At 51.6% G+C, this 20336-nt stretch carries 16 protein-coding genes and 1 tRNA gene; 7 read left to right on the forward strand and 10 right to left on the reverse strand.

Annotated elements, in window-relative coordinates:
* Positions 1 to 142: 142 nt before the first annotated feature.
* Both gnd and FH603_RS17325 read left to right on the forward strand, forming a co-directional pair.
* Entirely contained in the window at positions 143 to 1039 is an 897-nt protein-coding gene (gene gnd / locus FH603_RS17320) for a phosphogluconate dehydrogenase (NAD(+)-dependent, decarboxylating) (protein WP_186738844.1), read from the forward strand.
* Positions 1040 to 1185: 146 nt separating this feature from the next.
* Positions 1186 to 2253 carry a fatty acid desaturase family protein gene (locus FH603_RS17325; protein ID WP_186738845.1) on the forward strand — a complete coding sequence of 356 codons (1068 nt, stop codon included), beginning with the start codon at positions 1186 to 1188 and terminating at the stop codon, positions 2251 to 2253.
* 19 nt (positions 2254 to 2272) lie between these two features.
* On the opposite strand, the gene FH603_RS17330 is transcribed toward FH603_RS17325, so the two are convergent.
* Positions 2273 to 3157, reverse strand: coding sequence for a DNA/RNA non-specific endonuclease (locus FH603_RS17330; RefSeq protein WP_186738846.1), 885 nt, complete (start codon positions 3155 to 3157; stop codon positions 2273 to 2275).
* Between the two features lie 104 nt (positions 3158 to 3261).
* Here FH603_RS17330 and FH603_RS17335 point away from each other — a divergent pair, with 104 nt between their 5' ends.
* Positions 3262 to 5289 carry a tetratricopeptide repeat protein gene (locus FH603_RS17335; protein ID WP_235985492.1) on the forward strand — a complete coding sequence of 676 codons (2028 nt, stop codon included), beginning with the start codon at positions 3262 to 3264 and terminating at the stop codon, positions 5287 to 5289.
* 258 nt (positions 5290 to 5547) lie between these two features.
* The gene (locus tag FH603_RS17340; RefSeq protein ID WP_186738847.1) at positions 5548 to 6798 is read left to right on the forward strand and encodes a sensor histidine kinase; all 1251 of its coding nucleotides are present in this window, start codon (positions 5548 to 5550) and stop codon (positions 6796 to 6798) included.
* A gap of 67 nt (positions 6799 to 6865) precedes the next feature.
* Here FH603_RS17340 and FH603_RS17345 read toward each other — a convergent pair whose 3' ends face one another.
* From FH603_RS17345 to FH603_RS17350, 3 genes are all read right to left on the reverse strand, one after another.
* Complete coding sequence (locus tag FH603_RS17345) at positions 6866 to 7789, reverse strand: RluA family pseudouridine synthase (protein ID WP_186738848.1); 924 nt, start codon at positions 7787 to 7789, stop codon at positions 6866 to 6868.
* Positions 7773 to 7895 carry a hypothetical protein gene (locus FH603_RS28960; RefSeq protein WP_262891292.1) on the reverse strand — a complete coding sequence of 41 codons (123 nt, stop codon included), beginning with the start codon at positions 7893 to 7895 and terminating at the stop codon, positions 7773 to 7775. The genes FH603_RS17345 and FH603_RS28960 overlap by 17 nt, the downstream gene beginning before the upstream one ends.
* A 414-nt stretch (positions 7896 to 8309) precedes the next feature.
* A complete protein-coding gene (locus tag FH603_RS17350; RefSeq protein WP_186738849.1) occupies positions 8310 to 10199 on the reverse strand; it encodes a glycoside hydrolase family 3 protein in 1890 nt (629 codons plus the stop codon).
* A gap of 89 nt (positions 10200 to 10288) precedes the next feature.
* Here FH603_RS17350 and FH603_RS17355 point away from each other — a divergent pair, with 89 nt between their 5' ends.
* On the forward strand, positions 10289 to 11026 hold the full coding sequence (locus FH603_RS17355) for an NUDIX hydrolase (RefSeq protein ID WP_186738899.1): 738 nt from the start codon (positions 10289 to 10291) through the stop codon (positions 11024 to 11026).
* Here FH603_RS17355 and FH603_RS17360 read toward each other — a convergent pair.
* From FH603_RS17360 to pdxH, 5 genes are all read right to left on the reverse strand, one after another.
* Positions 11004 to 11798 carry a LytR/AlgR family response regulator transcription factor gene (locus tag FH603_RS17360; RefSeq protein ID WP_186738850.1) on the reverse strand — a complete coding sequence of 265 codons (795 nt, stop codon included), beginning with the start codon at positions 11796 to 11798 and terminating at the stop codon, positions 11004 to 11006. The genes FH603_RS17355 and FH603_RS17360 overlap by 23 nt on opposite strands.
* A gap of 46 nt (positions 11799 to 11844) precedes the next feature.
* Entirely contained in the window at positions 11845 to 12996 is a 1152-nt protein-coding gene (locus FH603_RS17365) for a sensor histidine kinase (RefSeq protein ID WP_186738851.1), read from the reverse strand.
* Between the two features lie 352 nt (positions 12997 to 13348).
* Positions 13349 to 14749: a PQQ-dependent sugar dehydrogenase gene (locus tag FH603_RS17370; protein WP_186738852.1), complete on the reverse strand. Its 1401-nt coding sequence runs from the start codon at positions 14747 to 14749 to the stop codon at positions 13349 to 13351.
* A 43-nt stretch (positions 14750 to 14792) separates the two neighbouring features.
* Complete coding sequence (locus FH603_RS17375) at positions 14793 to 15923, reverse strand: glycoside hydrolase family 88/105 protein (protein WP_235985491.1); 1131 nt, start codon at positions 15921 to 15923, stop codon at positions 14793 to 14795.
* Positions 15924 to 16088: 165 nt separating this feature from the next.
* A complete protein-coding gene (gene pdxH, locus FH603_RS17380) occupies positions 16089 to 16730 on the reverse strand; it encodes a pyridoxamine 5'-phosphate oxidase (protein ID WP_186738853.1) in 642 nt (213 codons plus the stop codon).
* Between the two features lie 93 nt (positions 16731 to 16823).
* Here pdxH and FH603_RS17385 point away from each other — a divergent pair, with 93 nt between their 5' ends.
* Positions 16824 to 19154, forward strand: coding sequence for a DUF349 domain-containing protein (locus tag FH603_RS17385; protein WP_186738854.1), 2331 nt, complete (start codon positions 16824 to 16826; stop codon positions 19152 to 19154).
* A gap of 126 nt (positions 19155 to 19280) precedes the next feature.
* Positions 19281 to 19364, forward strand: a tRNA-Thr gene (locus FH603_RS17390).
* 548 nt (positions 19365 to 19912) lie between these two features.
* Here the strand turns inward: FH603_RS17390 and FH603_RS17395 are convergent.
* On the reverse strand, positions 19913 to 20191 hold the full coding sequence (locus FH603_RS17395; protein WP_186738855.1) for a hypothetical protein: 279 nt from the start codon (positions 20189 to 20191) through the stop codon (positions 19913 to 19915).
* Between the last annotated feature and the right edge of the window lie 145 nt (positions 20192 to 20336).

Here is a 20336-nt window from a genome sequence, read left to right on the forward strand (position 1 = left end):
TGACAATAATAATGGCAGATTATAGGCCTGTTGGTACACAAAGGCTGGAGAAATCAGTTAATGATTATGTGATTAAAATCTAGATAACAGCGGGCGGGTTGGGAAAAAATCGCCAATTTGACCCCTCAAATCATTGATCGTTATGCATATTGGATTCATTGGCTTAGGAAAGATGGGGTTTAATCTCGTCGGTAACTTAGTCCGTCACGGCCACACAGTTGTTGGCTACGATATTAATGAGGAACTGGTCAACGCTGTCCGCGAGACGGGTGCAACAGGGGTTACGTCCTTACAGGATCTCTACGATAAGCTGCCTGAGAAGCGCGTCTTATGGCTTATGATCCCGGCGGGTCCGCTCATTGATAATGTCATTGAGCAGCTGTTGGCTATGATGCAACCCGGCGACGTTGTGATTGATGGAGGAAACTCACATTTCCAGGACTCCATCCGGCGTCATACCTACCTGAAAGAGAAAGGTATTGGCTTCCTGGATTGCGGTACCAGTGGTGGTATTAGTGGTGCCCTGAACGGGGCCTGCACCATGGTTGGGGGCGATGCTGACGTGATTGAACCACTACATGCGGTGTTCAATGATATCTCGGTTGAAAATGGCTACCTCTATACTGGTCCTGGCGGAAGTGGGCACTTTACCAAAATGGTCCACAACGGAATCGAGTACGGTATGATGCAATCCATTGCCGAGGGTTTCGAAGTACTAAGCAAAAGTCAGTTTCCGTTCGACTACGAAGCGGTAGCCCGTATGTGGAGTAACGGCTCTGTCATTCGCGGCTGGTTGATGGAACTAACCGAAAATGCCTTTAAGAAAGACGCCAATCTGGATGAAATTCAGGGACGCATGTTTTCATCGGGCGAAGGTAAATGGACGCTCGAAACGGCGCTCGACCTGGGTGTACCAACACCCGTTATTGCACTATCGCTTATCATGCGGTATCGTTCCCTACAGGACGATACCTTCACGGGTAAAGTAGTAGCAGCCTTGCGTAATGAGTTTGGCGGACACGCGGTGGCAAAAAAATAATTTGTATTTTGGCAGAAGGAAGCTCAATCTGATCCGTTTCTGTTCGTTACTGGTAAAAGGGTTTGGACAGTACCGGTTGTCTTCTCTACACAATCGGTACTGTCCAAACCCTTTTTTGCTTAACCTTATAATTATTGAACCACTACATGAAGGCATTGGGAACCATTCACGATCCTGTTTTTACGGCTCGTACGTATAGTCGTCTGGATCAATTTTTTCTAAAATTTATCAAAGATGAGCGCGATTTACCATTTGTCTACCTGTCTATTCGTATCACGCTGGTTTTGATTCCGCTCAGTGTGTTGCTGTTTATGCCTTTCATAACGGGTGCCGTATGGTGGGCCGTGGCCGCTGCTCATCTATTCGTCAGCACATTCGTGTTCAAAGGCCCTTTCGGTCTCATGCTGCACTGTACGAGCCACCGGCCGTTTTTTAAGCCGGAATATGCCTGGATGAATAACTACCTGCCCTGGGTACTGGCTCCGTTTTTCGGTCATACGCCCGAAACCTACTACAGCCACCATATTGGGATGCACCATCCCGAAAATAATCTTGAAGATGACGAGAGCAGCACGATGACGTTTCAGCGTGATAGCTTGCGAAGTTTTCTGGCCTATTTCGGGCAGTTCTTCGTGCGTGGCGTCCACGATCTACTGACATACCTGCGGTGGAAGAACCGGCCTAAGCTGGCTCAGCGGGCACTTATTGGTGAAATTTCGTTTGGCATTATCTGTGTCGTTCTTCTCTTCGTGAACTGGCCCGCCACCGTGCTGGTATTTCTGTTACCGCTGGTTGTCTACCGGCTCGTTGCTATGCTCGGCAACTGGACACAACATGCTTTCGTAGATAGCGAAGATCCTGGTAACGCCTACAAAAACAGCATCACCTGTATTAATGTCAAGTACAACAAAAAGTGCTGGAATGATGGCTACCACATCAGCCACCACGTTCGCCCGGCCATGCACTGGACAGAGCACCCAACCTTTTTCCTGAAGACCATCGATAAATATGCGCAGAATCAGGCAATCATATTCGATGGACTGGACTTCTTGCAGGTTTTCTACCTGCTCATGAACAAACGGTACGAAAAATTGGCCAGCCATATGGTCAATGTCAATAAGGCCTTCGCCGATACAGACGAGGCAATTGCCGTGCTGCGTCGGCGAACGGAGCGTATTCCCGTCAGATCGACTGATCTGCAACTGGCTATGTAATCAACTAAATTGGGGTAGTTCAACTGTTGCCCCCGTCGATGCGGGCTTCGATAAGGCGCTGTACATCGGTTGCTACATTCGACAGGAAGTCGTAGCCAGTTAGGTTTTCCAAGGCATCAACTGTGGTGATGTACGCTTTCCAGGGTTTATCGGCTGCTGATTGATTGTTGGGGATGGCAACCGCTATGATGCGCGTATCGGTCGATATGCGGGCGGCATCGTCAGATCCTGTTGGCAGTACTACGATGATTTTCCAGAGGGTAGCCGGAACAGTTATTTTTCCGCCCGCCAGCGTTGTGGCCGATCCATTCTGGCCAATGCCGCCTGTGCCGTGCGTTCCGGCAATAACATAGACTTCGTTGCCCGTTGTGGTGAGCTGTCGTTCATATTCTTCCAAATATTTCCAGACTTCCCGGTTGTGTCGTGGAGCTTGTGGCACGATGTTGGTTAGTAAAAACGTAGCCAGGTTGTCGTCGGGCGTTCCGTCCCGGTCGTCTGACGGGCAAAGGTGCCCCCGGTCAAATCCAGTGTTGGTATAATCGGATGGCCTGGCGGCATACCAGCCTTCGGGTAAGGCCGGATCGGGCCGAAAGGCATCCTTACGGGGGCTGTCCCCTTTCCAGGCTGTACTCAAGTGCCAGCTGGCCCAGTTGGCAATACCCCGGCTGCGACTATACGATAGTGCATACTGCGGCTTGGTCATCAGGTAATTCTCCGGGTCGCTGACAGAAGCACCGCTCGGATTACCCAGCGTGAGGTTATCGTCGCGGGTGGGGAGTGTCGATCCGTTGCCAGTCGATTTTGGGACGTTAGCCGGCAAGCAGCCTACCAGCCAAACGCACAGACTAACCGAGTAAACAATAGATTTCAACCGATGCCGTAGTATAATTGATTTTGCTGACATTCTTAGTGAACTTTACAACGCACAAACGTAACTGCACTACTTAGTCGAGTGATTCAGCCGAGTATTTGCAAAATTGACCTAAAAAAGACGAGTTATCTGCTGTTATGGCTAAAAAAAAGCAACCCACCGGTTCAGGTTATGATAAGCCCGGTCAGGAAAGGCAATCCAACGAAAGACCTGTTCGCCCGGTAGCTCCCAAGCCAACGACAATGCCTGCCAGTGGTTCCGGTCGGTCAATCCCGGTCCGGGCTACCGATCCATCTCCGCGTTCGACCTCAACGCCATCCACCAGCCCCGATCTGCCCATTGAAGCGCGTCCGGTGCTGTGGTGGCCACCGTTAGTACTGGCCTTACTTGGGTCTCTGCTCTACATCAATACGTTTGGTCACCAGTATGCGCTTGACGATATCGCAGCTATTGGTCAAAACCTATTTGTGAAAAAAGGGATTGCGGGAATTCCAGACCTGCTCCGAACGGAGTTCTGGCACTTCAGCAATATCTCGCTGGGTTATTACCGGCCTTTGTCCCTAATTACATTTGCTCTTGAGCAGGAGTACTTCAAAGACAGTCCCCACATCAGTCATATGATTAACGCTGGCCTCTATGGCCTGACGGGTTTGGTCATTGGTGTTCTCTTGCAGAAATGGCTCTATAAACAAACTATTCCAGCTTTCCTGATAGGGCTGGTATTCATAGCGCACCCGCTTCATACCGAAATTGTCGCTAACATCAAGGGACGCGATGAGATCTTAAGTTTCCTGTTTATCAGCCTAATGCTCTTGTCCTACTGGCGCTATCTGGAGACGAAGCAGGTAGGTTGGACCATTGGCGCGTGTCTGTCCCTCTACCTGGCGTTTCTCTCCAAAGAGTCGTCGATTGTAAGCCTGGCACTGATTCCAGCGATGCAGTACTGGTTTGCCCGTCAGAATGTCTGGCAGTCGCTCATCAGTCTGTGGCCATTTCTAATCGTAGCCGCCCTGTTTTTCTACCAGAAGAAGGTAATGATTGGTACCCTGAGCGGCAACCCGCCTGTTGACTGGGCCAACTACCCTTATGCCATCGAAAAGACGCAGAAGTCGACGATGTTCAAATTTCTGACCTACTACATACGGCTGCTTGTGTTGCCTCACCCGTTGGTGTATGACTACTCCTACAACGTGATTCCGTCGGGTAGCAAAGGAGACTTGCTGACATGGACGGGCTTTTTCGGGCTGTTGGCTATGATCTGGCTAAGCTGGAAAGGGTTCGTGAAACGTACACTATGGGGATTTGGTCTGTTCTGGTTCTTTGTAACGATGGCACCAGGGCTGGGCTTTATCTGGTTCCGGGGCGGTATCCTGGCCGAACGCTTCACCTATGCGGCTGTTATGGGCTTCGGTTTCGTATTGATCTGGGCGCTACAGCGGCTGTTGGTGCGCGCTCAAGCCAATGCGGATACCAAACCGATGCTGGTTCGGTATGCACCGCTGTTAGGTCTGATGGCTGTTGTTACCGGTTTGTATTCCTTCAAAACGGTAGAACGTAACCGTGATTGGGAGAATAACTTCGTGCTGTTCAACTCGGCGCTGCCCCATGCCCCCAATAGCTGTCAGGTGCAGCGCCATGTAGCCAACGAGTGGATCGAAAAAGGCTTGAAAGACCGGACCCGGGCCGATTCGATCGCTAACGCGGTTAATTTGATCAAGCCAAAACCGTCTGTAGAGCAGGTGAAGAAAGGTCAGATTCTGATCGATAGTAGCCTTGCTCATGCCAACAAACACGGGCGCTGGGCGCTCGACCATTTACAGGAGTCGACGCGCATCTACCCGAATTTCGGCGAAGCTTATTTCTCCATGGCTTATGTGTTCCAAAAAATCACGCCCAACGTCGACTCGGCTAAATACTACTATAAGCAAACGATTCGGGCCGCGTCAGCCTACGCACCAGCCTATAACAACCTTGGCGTGATCTACCAGGGCGAAGGCCTGGCTGAAAACAACCGCCAGAAGCTTGAACTGGCGTCGTATTACTATAACCAGTCGATGATTGTAAATCCGGCTTATGTAGATGGGCAGAACAACCGGGCCAGCCTGCTTAAAGCGACGGGGCTGGATGTGCGATCGCTGCCTGATTCGCTGATACGAAAGTATTGATCAGAAATTCGCATTGAAGTCAGAAAGTCCTGCTCTCTACTGGAAGCAGGACTTTTTTGATGAAGAAATACCGGTTTCAATAGTCAGGGCGTCGCCTGCTGCCTCAATTTACCAGTCCGATTCGGTTTGGTAGAGGAAGTTTTAATAGAAATAAAGCTACTTAACCGACTAATAGTGTAGAAATTATGTTAAATAGGTAGTGATCGACATACATTTGCTGGTAGTCTCCAGTTGCCTACTCCTACACTGCCTGCCGTTATGAATCGTATACCGCCCAACAGCCCGTTGATAATCGATTCGGTAGAAAGTTCGCTTCGTACTGTGGTGTCCATCGATAGGGACGATCGATCGATCCGGGATCGGCTACTCCTACGCGAGGCTCAGTTTAGTCAGGCCCAGCGCATGGCCGGAATGGCTAGCTGGGAGTGGTACTTCGGCGATACAACGATTCTGTGGAGCCCCGAGATGTATTCCTTCTGGGGCTACGAACCCGGCGAAATCGATGTAGACCTGGATAGCGTGGCTCAGTCGACCCACCTCGATGATTTGCCTATACTCCAGCACGCCATTTCCAAAGCGCTATCGGGCGAAGATGTGGAGATGGAATACCGACGTTTCGACAAGGCAGGAGGGGAGATTTTTATCCATTCCGTTGGTAAAATAATCCGTAACGAGCGGGCAGAGGCAATCGGCGTATTTGGTATCGATATGAACGTAACCAAGTACAAACAACAGGAAATGAACCTGGCAACGCTGAACCGGCAACTGGAGGAAAAGAACCGGGAGCTGGAAATGCGGAATAGCGCCTTAAAGTCTTTCTCCTACGTAGCCAGCCACGATCTACAGGAACCACTTCGCAAGATTTACACGTTTAACAGCCTTATCCTGGAACTGGAAGCTGACCAACTGTCGGATCAGGGACAGGATTATTTCCGACGATCTATAGCCGCTACCGAGCGAATGCAGCGATTGATCAAAGACCTTATTGCCTATTCGCAAACCGAAACCGGTAATGAGCTGCGTCAGCCGGTTGATCTGGAAGTACTGTTCAACCAGGTCAAAGACGAGCATCAGGATGCGATCATCAGCACAGGAGCTACATTTGATGTAGCGCCCCTGCCAACAGTCCCCGTTATTGAGTTCATGTTCCGGCAGCTGATGCATAATCTGGTTGGTAACGCCCTAAAATATGCCCAACCCGATCGGCCGCTTATTATCCGCCTGACGTACGAAGAAATAGTCGGCGAAACTGGAATAGACTCTTTTTCAATACCATCGGGGCGGTACCACAAATTAACGGTGGCCGATAATGGCATCGGCTTCGATACAGCCTACAGTCGGAAAATCTTCGAATTGTTCCAGCGACTACATGGCCGTAATGAATATTCAGGTACGGGCATTGGTCTGGCCATCTGCCAGCGAATCATGGAAAGCCATAAGGGCACGATCATCGCTGATGGGCACCCTGGCAAAGGGGCAACGTTCACGGCGTGCTGGCCGGTAAACTAGTATAACCCCTGATCCGTCCGGGTAATGCCGCTCCTGAAAATAGCTCAGGGAAGTAGCGTTGGCCCTGCTACTCCTCCTGGCGCTCTTTCATCAGGGCCAGAAACGACTTTGGCATGGGGGCGTCAAACTGCATCTGTTCGCCCGTGATCGGGTGTTCGAAGGCCAGCCGCTCGGCGTGCAACCCTAGCCGCCCGATTGGGTTCGACGTAGCGCCATACTTGGAGTCGCCCACGATAGGATGGGCAATGTCCTGCATGTGTACCCGAATCTGGTTTTTGCGTCCCGTTTCCAACTCCAGTTCCAGCAGGGCAAAATACTCATTGGCCTTTATAACGTTGTAGTTTGTGACCGAAAGCTGTCCATTTTCAGGGTTTTGGCTTGAATACACGATCAGGGCTTTGCTCTCGCGCAGGTAGGAAGAAACGGTGCCCGCCGGTGGGTCGGGTGTGCCTTCTACCAGGGCTACATACGTCCGCTGCTTGGTGGTGTCGTTCCACGATTCCTGCATGAGCCGCTGAACTTTCTCACTCCGGGCAAACATCATCACCCCCGACGTCTCACGGTCGAGCCGGTGAATGATGAATATTTTGTTTTTTGGGTTTTCCTTCTTGACATAGTCGCTCAGGATACCGTAGGCCGTGCGATCCCGTTCCTTATTGGTTGCCATCGACAGCAAACCCGACTGTTTATTGATAACGATCAGGAACTGGTCTTCGAACAGAATAGTCAGGCCGCGATACTGGCTGGTTTCAGGGGCGCGGTTAGCGGCCACCGTTACTACCTGCCCCGGCTGTAAGGGATGGTTGAACTGCGTATAAACCTTACCGTCGATCAGGACTTGTTTATTGCTCAGTAACGATTTGATGTTGTTCCGGTTTTTGTGCGGCAGATGCTCGATCAGAAATGCCATCAGCTGAGCGGATTCTGACACGGGTAAGGTAGTGCTGGTGCGCTGACCACGCTGCCGCTTCGGTTTATCGGTATTCTCCATTGGATTCGTGTTGCTTGTCGGGCCGGTTAGGAAACCGGCTATCCTGCAAAGGTACGGTTCCCGCCGAACTCATAAGCCACTCTGCTTTCCTTTGGTCGAGAAACATGAGTTACCCCGAATTTTAAAAGTCGCTATCTTTTTAAGGTCCAGTATGAAAAAAAAGGTATTGTGCGTGGTGTGAGGTACCTTGACCTACGCTTTTTTTTATAGAAAAGCCCTGTAGGGGCGACCTGTGAATAGGAAAGAAACGAAGGCTAGCCTGTAGAGCGCCGTAGGTGCGACCTAATCCAGTTCAGTTAGGTCGCACCTACGGCGCTTCAGACAAGATAGGAGCGCTACCAACTAGTGACAGGTCGCCCTTACTGGGCTACCTGACCAATGCTGGAGATCTACACATACAATAAGTCCCTTGACCTGACGCCACGCCCCCGCAGATGTGCCGGAACCAGGCTACTTTTTGGGTAAGGTCATCCCGTATTTTAACGATTCGTTAAAATACGGGATGACTCATGTTTTGCCATTAATTCAGAGCTGCCGGATAGCGCAGTCCGTAACCAAATTTGTAGAGGGGATCTTTCGAATCGTAGGGTACGTCTTCTTTCTGGTTCCGAACGGCCTCCATCGACGAAGGTAACTCGAACGGAAGGTTACCTTCAGGCCTGGCTTTGCCGAAAATAACATCCAGTACGGCGGCATCGCTGGCACCATAGTTGGCCAGCAACCCCTTCGCACCGACGCTGATTTCGGGTATCACCGCCGGACGGTCGAGGTAGATATCGACGATGGTAGGGACAGTTTTGAGCAGAGTCAGAATTTCCTCTTTCTCTTTGCCTTTGAAGTCAAGGTCGCCATGGTGGAAGCCTCTGGCCATTGGATTCTGGGTCTCAACGGGTACCCAGGGCGTCTTGAGCCGGACAATAGCAATGTCGGCTTCTTCGGGTTTCTCCACAACGCTTCCGTAAGCAGCTGCCACGGTAGGATCTACATTTTTCAAGTAGATCTTTAGTTTGCCCATCGCCAGCGGCAGGGTTTTGGCGTCGTTCTTGAGCAGCGTCATTGACCGGCGCTGTGCGGCTTCGCCAGCCTGCCGGAAGGCAGGTTTGCCCACCAGCTGCGTCGCTTTCTCCACGTCGACATACGGGTTGTCGAACAGACCAAGGGCAAATTTCTGCCGCAGTAACCGTCGAACCGACTGATCGATCCTGGCTTCGGATAGCTTACCGTCGTTCACCAGCTTGACCACCAGCTCCGGGCAATTTTCGCCCCCAAACTGGTCGACGCCCGCCTGAATGGCTTTGAGTACACGCTCTTCGCGACTCAGGTTCTCAACGCCCCAGGCACGGGCCAGCCAGACCGCTGGTCCCATCTTCGTATCGGTAATAAGGCCCCAGTCGGTGCAGACCACACCGTCGAACTTGTACTTATCGCGCAGAAGCCGGGTAATGATGTCTTTGTTAAAGGAAAAGGCTACGTTTTCGCTCGTCTGGTCGGTAGGAATACCGTAATAAGGCATGATGGCGGCCGTTTTGGCAGCAAAGGCAGCTTCGAAGGGAATCAGGTGATAGTTAAAGTTCTTGCCCGGATAAACCTGCCCTTTCTGAAATTCAAAGTGCGGGTCGAGTCCTTCTTTCTGCGGACCACCACCCGAGAAGTGTTTCGTCATACAGGCTACGCTGGCGGGGCCGAGCGTTGGTCCCTGGTAGCCACGCACGTAGGCTTCAACCAGCTTTGCCGACAGCCTGGCGTCCTCACCAAACGTACCGCTCACCCGCGCCCAGCGGGGTTCGGTGGCGAGGTCGGCCATGGGGTGCAGGGCCTCCCGAATGCCAACGGCCAGGTATTCCTGACGGGCAATATCGCCGAACTGCTGCATGAGCTTCACGTCACCTATGGCGGCAAAACCCAACTGCTCCGGCCACTGCGAAAACCCGTCTGCCGCCATACCGAAGATGGAACTGCTGAAGTAATGACGTGGGTCCGACGCGATCGTTACGGGAATACCCAGACGCGAGCTTTCGGCCAGTTTCTGAATTGCATTGGTGCCCGTGGCGAAGGCGCGCGTACCCGGAACCGCCCAGAGGTTAAAATGCGTCATGTGGCGCTCGGTGATGTTCTCGATGGCGGTCGGCATCATAGCGGCTGGCCCCTGCGCACCGGGTTTTTTCTCGATGGTGCCATCGTCGTTAATGACCGTACCGTTGATGAACATCATGCCCGCTTTCTCGGCCACGTTCATCTGCTTGAGCAAGTCCGATACCCGCGCTTCAACCGACTGTTTCGGGTCTTCGTACGGATCGAGTTTGCCGTTCTTATTCAGGTCACGAACGGGCGCAACCGGCGGGACAGGCCATCCGGCGCTGACCAGACCGATCAGGGCTGCAACGGCAAGAGTTTTATGGAGATAGGTCATTGTTAGGTATTGTATCTTTTTGATACAATAATAAGTGGATGCTTTTTATCATCCAACTTTCTACGGAGCTTTGTAGGACACCTATGAGCATGACGAACGAAACAGGCATGAAGCGCCCATTTACGGATGGGCAGGATCTGCTGCCGGGATTGTCGATAGACCCGGTTATTTTTGGATTTCACGAAGGACAGCTGAAAATTTTACTGCTTCGGTTTCGGGGAATGGACGCCTTCGCGCTGCCGGGCGGCTTTGTGCACCTTTCGGAAGATGTAGACGAAGCGGCTGCCCGGGTGTTGTACGAGCGAACAGGGCTGCGGGAAATTTACCTCGACCAATTTTATACGTTCGGGAAGCGGGACCGTCGCGATGCGGGAACGCAGCAGACACTACTACAGGGCAATGGCGTTGAACTTCCGAATACGCACTGGCTGCTCCAACGGTTCGTCTCGATCGGCTATTACGCCCTGATCGACTTCACCAAAGCCAACCCCACACCCGATCCGCTCTCCGACAGTTGTGGCTGGCATGATCTGGCTACCCTTCCGCCCCTGATTTTTGATCACACGGCTATGGTGTATAAAGCACTGGAAACGTTACGAAAAAATCTGGATGACAAGCTGATTGGATTTGCCCTGTTGCCCGAGACATTCACCATGACCGATTTGCAGCAGCTCTACGAAACGATTCTGGGAAAGCCGCTACAACGCACGAATTTCCAGCGCAAGATCCTGAGCTTGGGCATTTTGGAGCGGCTGGAAAAAAAGATGAGTGGGGGCGCCCACAAAGCCCCTTATTTATACCGGTTTATTTCCCCAGCCACTCCTTGAACTCGGTCATGCGGTCGCCACTAACGAACACCTCCTGCCGGGATTTGGGATTTAGGTCGAGCTTGAGCTTGCCTGCCGAGTAGGTGTGAATAGTCTGAATAGCAGGTAGTGAAACCAGAAACTGGCGGCTGATCCGGAAAAAATGTTTTGGATTGAGCAACTGGGTCAGCTTATCGAGGCTGTAATCAATGGGTAGGTTGAGCCCGTCTTTGGTAACCAGAAATACGATTTTCTCTTCCAGGTAAAAATAAGCTACATCGGTTATTTCGATGCTTCTGATCTTGGTACCAACCGTGATCATGAACCGCTCTTTGTAGTCGGTATGTTTAGGTTTTCCGAGTAAGGTAAGCAGCGTTTCCAGATCGGGGCCTGCCTGAAGTAACCCTGGTGCATTGCTTTGGCTGAACTGCTTCTTGAGCGCGTTAAATTTCTCGATAGCGGCTACCAGTTCGTCGTAATTGATAGGTTTGAGCAGGTAATCGATGCTGTTGACCTTAAACGCCTGGATCATGTACTCATCGTAGGCGGTCGTGAAGATAACGGGCGTTGTTAGATTGGCCTGCTCGAAGATGCGGAATCCCAGGTCATCTTCGAGGTGAATATCCATAAACACCAGATCGACAGGCTCGGCAGTCGGCTGACCAAACCAGGCTACTGCTTCGGCAACGGACGGGATCCGGGCCAGGACGTCGATCGATGGGTCGTACTTATGGAGCATGCCTTCGAGCCGTTTGGCTGTCAGGTTTTCATCTTCGATAATGACAACGTTCATGGTGGATGAGTAGATGAGCGATAAGAAAACTACTGCGCTCGTTACGTTACGTGAGTAATGGAATCTTAACGACAAAACTGCCCTCATTTTCGCCAATCCAGACGGGTCGGTTGGTGAGCAGGGCGTAGCGGTTGATGATGTTTTGCAGGCCTACACCGGTAGACGCTTCGGATTGAGGACGCAGCTGGCGGTTATTCCAGATTCGCAGACAGTCGTCTTCCAGATCGATATGTACTTTCAGCGGTTCTTTCGTCGACATGCGGTTATGCTTTACCGCGTTTTCAACCAGCAGCTGGAGCGTCAATGGCGCAATGCTGTAACGGTTCTGATCGGATTCGGGTACGTTGAGAACGACATCGAATTTGTTCTCAAACCGGATATTGAGCAGAAATCGATAAGCCTGGATAAACTCAAGCTCAGTCTTGAGCAAAACGCGTTCGTTATCTTTCTGTTCGAGAATGTACCGGTAGGCCCGCGACAACTGGTCGATGAATTTCTCCGATAGTTCGGCGTCGGCATACACCAGCGACGACAAAATACTCAGGCTGTTGAACAGAAAGTGCGGGTTGACCTGACTTTTAAGGGCAGCAAACTGAGCCTGTACATTCTCTTTTTCGAGCCGCTCAGCCCGTACCTGCACATCCTCCAGCCGTCGATAAGCCCGGCGGCTGGCCGCCAGGTAAAACGCCGACAGCATTGCCATTACGGTAAGTCCGTTATTGATTCGTCGACGCTGTTCGCGGTAAGCCTGCCGCTGCTGGGGCGTAGGTGGCCGACCATCAGCGGCCGACCGACTCCAGGCCGGAACCTGCTGATAAACGGAGAACTGACTTTCAAGAAAGCCGTTCAGGCTGCGCTGAAGCGTGTGAAACCCTTCGTTGAAGACCAGCGCCATTGCACTGGCAATCAGGAGCGTTGTTACCTGAGCCGGCAACTTGAACTCAACCAGAAAGTCGTTGCCAAAACGGGCGAATGTTCGTTGCTGAATCCAATCGACAACACTGATCCACGCAAAAAAGAACGCCACGGTAACCAGAATCTCCATAATGAAGAACGGGGTCGACCGGAGCCAGAACTCCATCGTTGGATGTTGTACGTTGACATACAGCCGGATAGGCCAATAGATGACAAAGACGCTGAGCGCTAGCTGCCATTTTTGCCGGGTAGTCAGGCGGTATGAGACGGTAGTGATGGTCATTTCACAAAACTACAGATCGGGACGAAACGGCAAAAAAAGAAACCGGTGGAATGCCGGTTTCTGTGAGCGGAATGACGCCATTTGCTGTACGAGTTAACTGGCAACGAAGCAAACAGAGTAAACAGCGTGAAATCGGGTTTAAATTTGGCCCGTAGGGCCTTCACAGCGCAGCGTCGGTAGCAGAAAAAGGGGCCATCTGTAGGAAACGTGTGCCGTCAGGTACACAACCGGTATGTACCTGACGGCACATAGATGCTGCTGAAATCAAATTTTGTTACTACCGAAGCTGCGCTGTAAAGGCCCTAACGGGCCAGAACAAAGACAGTTTTTTCCAGAATTTACGTTAAAGAGGTTACTGATTCATGGGCATCAGACGGAAGACGTAGCCAGGTTCTTCAACTGATACATAGAGGTAGCCGTCTGGCCCCATATCTATATTGCGGAGCCGCCCGATGTTTTTCAGTATATTTTCCTGACTGACAATTTTGTTGTCTTTCACGACGCACCGGTTCAGGTACTGAAACCGCAGTGAGCCAACCATCAGATTGTCTTTCCAGCCGGGATACTTGCTGCCTTCCACAAAAGCCATACCGCTGGGGCCGATAGAAGGAAGCCAGTAGATCATGGGTTGTTCCATGCCGGCTTTCGCGGTCAGGTTAGTAATAGGCTTGCCATCGTAGTTGATACCGTAGCAGATAACAGGCCAGCCGTAATTGGCCGATTTTTTGATAATGTTAACTTCGTCGCCCCCACGTGGGCCATGCTCATGGGTCCAGATCGCACCCGTTGCCGGATGCATGGCCATGCCCTGTGGGTTGCGGTGCCCGTATGAATAAATAGAGGTACGCCCTTTCTTCTCATTCATGAATGGATTGTCGGCAGGAATACGGCCATCATCGTGCAGCCGGTGAACTTTGCCGCAGTCACTGGCCAGCGACTGTGGGTTTTCTTTCTCGTTGCCCCGGTCTCCCACCGATATGTACAGGAACCCTTTTTTGTCAAACTCAAGCCGGGAGCCGTAATGGTGGCGGGTTTTGGCGTAAGGCAGGGCTTCGAAGATAATCTTCTGATCGGTCAGTGCATCACCCGATAGCCTGGCCCGCATTACGGCGGTAGTCGATAACGTATCAGCGCCCACTGTTTTAAACGCTGAGTAGGAGAGGTAGATCAGCTGATTTTTGGCGAAATCGGGGTGGAGCTCTACATCGAGCAGACCGCCCTGCCCTTCGGCTAGTACCGATGGGCCACCCGTCAATTTAGTTTTACGGTTCGTCTTGTCGATCCGGTATACATCACCGGCGCGGTCGGTTACCAGCATACCGCCATCCGGTAAGAAAGCCAGTCCCCAGGGCGATGAAAGGCCACTGGCTACCGTATCCAGTCTGACAGTCATCCCCTCCGAAGCGAACACGTTGGAGGTTGGTTTGCTGGCGAACTTGTACTGATCGACATTCTTGAGGCTCGTTAGAATCAGGTCGGCCATTTCGTCGATTTCCTTGTCGTTGAGTACTTCTTTCCAGGCAGGCATACCCAGGTCAGCGTAACCGCCAGAGATACTCTTCATCAACTCACTCTTTTGGGTGCCGTGTTTCCATTTGCGGTCTACAAAAGCCTCTACTTTCTCTCCGTGGCATGATGAGCAATAGGTTTCGTAATTTTCACGGGCTGTTTTCGCGGCTGGTTTCGGCTCAATAAGAAAACTGCTCAGGCAGAAGACGCCGACAAATGCAGCGCCGATCGTATATTTTAGCATGGTGGGCGTGTTTTATAGTATAGATGGGATACGGTGTTGCCAGTTACTTTTTCAACTTCACGACTTCGGAGCCTGCCAGCAGAAAAGCGCCGGTACCATAAACTTCCCAGCTCTCGGCGTTGAAGTTCCGGCGTGGGTCGCCCCCGATAGGCTGCACCCAGCCTACCCGGCCTTCGGGCGAAACCAGTCCGTTCAGGGCTACCCAGGCTTTCCGCACTGCGGGTAAATACTGACTACGGGGTAAAATACCCTGGTTAATGCCCCAGGCCAGCGCATAGCAGTCGAAACCGGAGCCGGATCCTTCGCCACCCGGATACGCTGCCGGGTCGAGCAGACTTGACCGCCAGAGACCGTCCGGCTGTTGTAAGGCCAGCAACCGTTCGCTCATCTGTAGGTACTGCGTCAGGTAAAACGAACGCGACGGATGATTTTTAGGCATCTCGGCCAGGAGTTTCACTAATCCGCCCATTACCCAGCCATTTCCTCGTGACCAGAATATTTTCTGACCATTGCTTTCCCGTTTTCCGGTGCCATCGGCCGCAATCAGGTACGACCCGTCGCGGGCGTAGAGGTGTTCCGGCTGACTGTAGAGCAGATCGTAGGTCTGGCGAAACAGCGAGTCGTTGAATGCCAGGTAAGCCGGGTCATTGAGTGTCGCGCTGAGTTGAGCCAGCACGGGCGGGGCCATGAACAAGGCATCGCACCACCACCAGGTGATCCCGTGTTTTTTTACTTCAGGACCCGCCACCCGGCGCATCTTCTGCACGGTATCGATGGTGGCCTGAATCATACGCTGATCTTTTTTGATCCGGTATAAATTGATGTAGGTCTGGCAGATAGCGATATCGTCGGCATGATCGAAGCGAGGGCCGGGCTGCCATTTGTTACGTTCGCCCATGACCAGGAGCGAGTCGAGTATTTTGGGCGATTTTGTCGTTTCGTAAACGGCAAATACACCGGCGTAAAAAGCTCCGTTGGTCCAGTCGGTCGGGCTGTGCTTGGGGTGAGCCAGTTGCCAGTCGGTAGTCCGGATCATGACCTCATGAATAACCTTCTGGCTAAACAGATCTGGTTTTTTCTGGGCGTAACCGGGGGGTGTTGCAAACGACCCTTGTAGCAACAGCACAACTAAAAGACACCGGAGGACAAAGGCCGGAAATGAAAAAGACATCATGATAAGAGCGAAAGTAGCGTGGGTAACAAAGTAAAGTAGCGGCTGCAATTTACTTTGTTACCCATAAAATCGATTCCGCGCCTGGTGGGGCGCTGTCGGGGATAGCGTTACAGACGTTAAAACGACAGGTCAATAGATACGTAGGGCCATAGCGGCCACTGCTGGCTAAGGCGAAAGTCGTTCAATGAGCCAGTTCTGTCCTTCTTTCCGGTACCGGATTCGATCGTGCAGGCGGCTTGGACGACCCTGCCAGAACTCCAGTGCATCCGGTATCACGATAAAACCGCCCCAGTGGGGTGGACGGGGTATAGGTTGGCCGTCAAATTGGGCTTCCAGTTCACGCTGACGGCTTTCCAACACATCACGGCTGTCAACGAGGGTGCTTTGATTCGATACCCATGCCCCAATCTGACTACCCCGCGGGCGGCTATTGAAGTAAGCATCCGACTCTTCGGCGCTAACTTTTTCTACACGCCCTTCAATGCGGATCTGACGTTCGAGTTCGGGGTAAAAAAAGGTGAGTGCCGCAAATGGGCGTTCGATCAGGTCGCGGCCTTTGCGGCTTTGGTAGTTGGTGTAAAACACAAAACCTGCCGCTGAAACGTCTTTAATGAGCACAATACGACCGTCGGGTCGACCCTCGGCGGTAACGGTACTGACATGCATAGCGTTCGGTTCGGGAACACCAGCTACCAGCGCAGCCTCGAACCAAATCCGGAACTGCTCAATCGGGTTAGGAGATACATCCCCTTTGTCCAGGCCATGAAGTGTGTAATCTTTTCGTAAGTCGCTGATTGCTGACGGCATCGGGGAGGTTAGTTACCGGCTTTTCAATGGCCGAAATACAGGTAAATTCGCATTTTGTCGTACTTTTGCAAAAGTAATCGGTACGTTCCCAACATGGCAAACGAAGAACAGGAAATTAACCAGCAGCCGGACAATGCATCGCCGTTGACCGACGCGTTGGCCGTTAATACACCCGAAGAGACTGCAAACACGGCTGAAGCTACAGAGCCTACAGCAACAGATGCGGTGGAATCGCAATCCGACACATCGAGCGGTGACACAACTGCCATGCCCGAATCAGCAGATCAAACACCTGCTGCCGAGCCGACAGAGGAACCCCAGCCCGTTGCGGCAATCGACCAGTCAGAGCCCACAGCCGATGTGGGCGAAACGGCTGATGTTTCTCAGGAGACATCTGAGGCCGAAACGCCTGTAGCTGAACCAACCGCAGAGACACCAGCGTCTGACGCTCCGGAAGAAGCTGCGCCAGTCGAAGCTCCGTCTGTCAGTGAGGAGGTAACAGCGCAGTATGCGGATGTGGCCGATGAGTCTGAAGAGGAAGCGCAGGCACAGCCCGCCGTCGATTACAGTCAGTTTTCGAAGCAGGATTTTGTCACGTTACTCGAGACGAAACTGGCATCTATCAGCGGCACGACAGTCTCGCCCGGCGATTTCAAGAAAGCCGATCAGACACTCAAGGATGTCAAGCCGTTGTTCGACCAGATGAAGCGGGCCGAGCGCGAAGTTGCTTTGCAGGGGTATGTGGCTGAGACAGGGTCCGAAGAAGGATTCGAGTTCAAAAACGACGAAACTGTTCAGCAGTTCGACGAGCTGTACAAGCAGATCAAGAGCCAGAAAAACACCTATTTCCAGAATCTTGATAAAGCTAAGGACGGCAATTTCGCGGCTAAAACCGAGCTCCTGACCCGTCTGCGCGTGCTGGTTGAAACCGACGAGAACAACGCCGGCGATCCAAAAACGAGCTGGAACGAGTTCAAGAAAATTCAGGACGAGTGGAAAGCGGCCGGAAATATGAATTCGCCCCACAACGCAACGTTATGGGCTACTTACCATGCGCTCGTTGACCGGTACTATAGCAACCGGAATATTTATTTTGAATTAAAAGAACTCGACCGTAAGCGCAACATCACCCTCAAAACGGATGTGATCGAGAAGGTTGAAGCTATGGCGAAAGCGTCGGAAGAGACGCCCGTTACGCGCCAGACCATCGACGATGCCAACGCACTGTTCGAGGAGTACAAGCATATTGGACCCGCTCCCAAAGCTGAGCAGGAAGTTTTGTGGGCCCGCATGAAGGCGGCTCTCGATGTGCTGTATGACAAACGGCGGGGCCAGACCAATGAGCAACGGAAAGAGTCGGCTCAGTTGTATGAAGAGAAATCAGCGATTTACGAAGAGCTCGTACCACTGACCTCCTTTGCATCCAACAGCATCAACGACTGGAACGACAAGACGAAAGCTGTCATGGCTTTGCAGGATCGCTGGAATGGTATCAAAGGCCCTATGCCCCGCGAGGAAGGTAAAGAGCTGAGCAAGAAATTCTGGGCCGCCCTGAAAACGTTCTTCCACAATAAGGGTGAGTTTTTCAAGCAACTGGAGAGCAAGCGGGAAGAGAATCTGCGCGCGAAAACAGAACTGTGCGAACAGGTTGAAGCTATCCTGGCTTCAGGAGAAGAATCGCCCGAGACGACGCAGACAGTTATTGAGCTGCAACGCCAGTGGAAAAATATTGGACAGGTACCGGAGAAACAGAAGAACTCAATTTTCGATCGTTTCAAAGCGGCCTGTGATGCCTTCTTTAACAAGAAGCGCTCAAAGAACCAGGACACCGAGCGGGAGTTCGAAGGCAATCTAACCCAGAAGATTACCCTCATCGAGCGCATTGAAGCGGCTGCTACCGAGAATGCTGATCTGTCCCAATTGAATGAATTCAAGAAGGAGTGGAGCACCATCGGATTTGTACCGAAGAAAGACATGCAGTCGACCCAGAAGCGTTACATCAACGCGGTTAACGCCCTGGTGAGTGCAACGGGTAAGATCCCGGCCAAAGACAAGGAGCGGATCATGCTCCAAAGCGAAGCTGAGGCAACACGGGGCAGTGGCCCCCGGAATGGTGGTCGTGATGGCGACCGGGGTGGTCGTCAGGACCGCGGTGGTGATCGTGGTTTCAGCCGGGATCGTGACGATCGGGGCGACCGCGACTACAACCGGGGCGGCACGGATACCGGAAACAAGCGGGAGAATGATATTCGTCGGCGTATGACGGCCATCGAGAATGACATTGCTACGTATCGTAACAACATCGAATTCTTTGCCCGCTCAAAAAATGCAGATCAACTGCGCGCTGATATCGATAAGAAAATTGCCGATGCGCAAAAACAGCTGGATGAATTGAAACACCAGTTGAAAGTAGCACAGGCTTAACAGACACATACTGACCGGGTAACAAAAAAAACGGTATCCGGTCAGTAATATCCAGGCTTGATCTTGCAGAAAAGCAGTAAAAGCCTTACTTTTGCATCACAATTCGGAAACGGGTTGTTGGTTTTGGCCAGTGTCGGATAGCGGTCGATTCCGCCTGATTTGTAATCAGGATGCGCAAGCGCGTCGGGGGTTCGAATCCCTCCACTGGCTCAGTTGGTTATCAACAAGTTACAAACAAAAACCCGCCTTCAGTAATGTTGGCGGTTTTTTGTTTTCATACGTATTTATCGTAAACTAAGTCGGAAAACCGGGTCTAACCTGGACGTACTAACGTTATGATGAAGAAAGAACAGAATCATTACTCCTCCTATTTTTAAGGAAAAGGACACTGAAATAAAGCTTGCCGAAGCAGGCAGATTGGTTACGAAACGTAACAGAAAACGACCATCACTTTAGACGCCCGACGCACTACCAGGTCAGGTTGTAGTTAGTTACTATGCTTTAATGGCTGGCTACCGATACGGTCTGTAGCTTATGAATGGGAATTTACTGAATCAATAGAAAAACCCCAACCTGGCTATAAACAAGCCAAATCGGGGTACAGAGGATAGAAGTAGAAAAGCCCTACTGCTAACCGTAAAGTTCGTAGCTTTCTGAAGGTGGTCTTTGCCGATCAGGGACAACTTATGTCCTATTAGGGACAAACAACTGACTTTGGTGTCAAATGTCAATCAATGCAGGTAAAAGAGAAGCTGGGATTACGCTACCATACGCGCATACTCTTTACTCCGGCGGTTCTCATTCGTACGCATCCAGATACCAGCCGCGTATTTATCCGCTCTACTCTGATCACCTCGGTACTCGAATAGTAGCACGAGATCGAATTGAGCCGATTTTGGTGTAATGGTAGCACGGTATGACTCAATAGTGACCGGCTGGGTAAAGGGTACGCCCTGTCTGAATACCAGCCAGCCGTCAAGAAAGCCCAGGGCATCGATCTCCTGTTGGGTTGGATTGTAATCGAATACAGTTTCCATTCTTCTGCTTTTTAAGGGTACTTATACAAATTATTTCTTGCCACTCCTTTCCAATGGATCTGTCTGCCGTAGCGCTTCCTGCTGTATTACTGAAGTGATCAATACCCGTGTTGCGTTTCCGGGTACCTGTCAGTGTCATCAGGGT

This window comes from Spirosoma utsteinense (assembly GCF_014282275.1).
Lineage (GTDB): Bacteria > Bacteroidota > Bacteroidia > Cytophagales > Spirosomataceae > Spirosoma > Spirosoma utsteinense.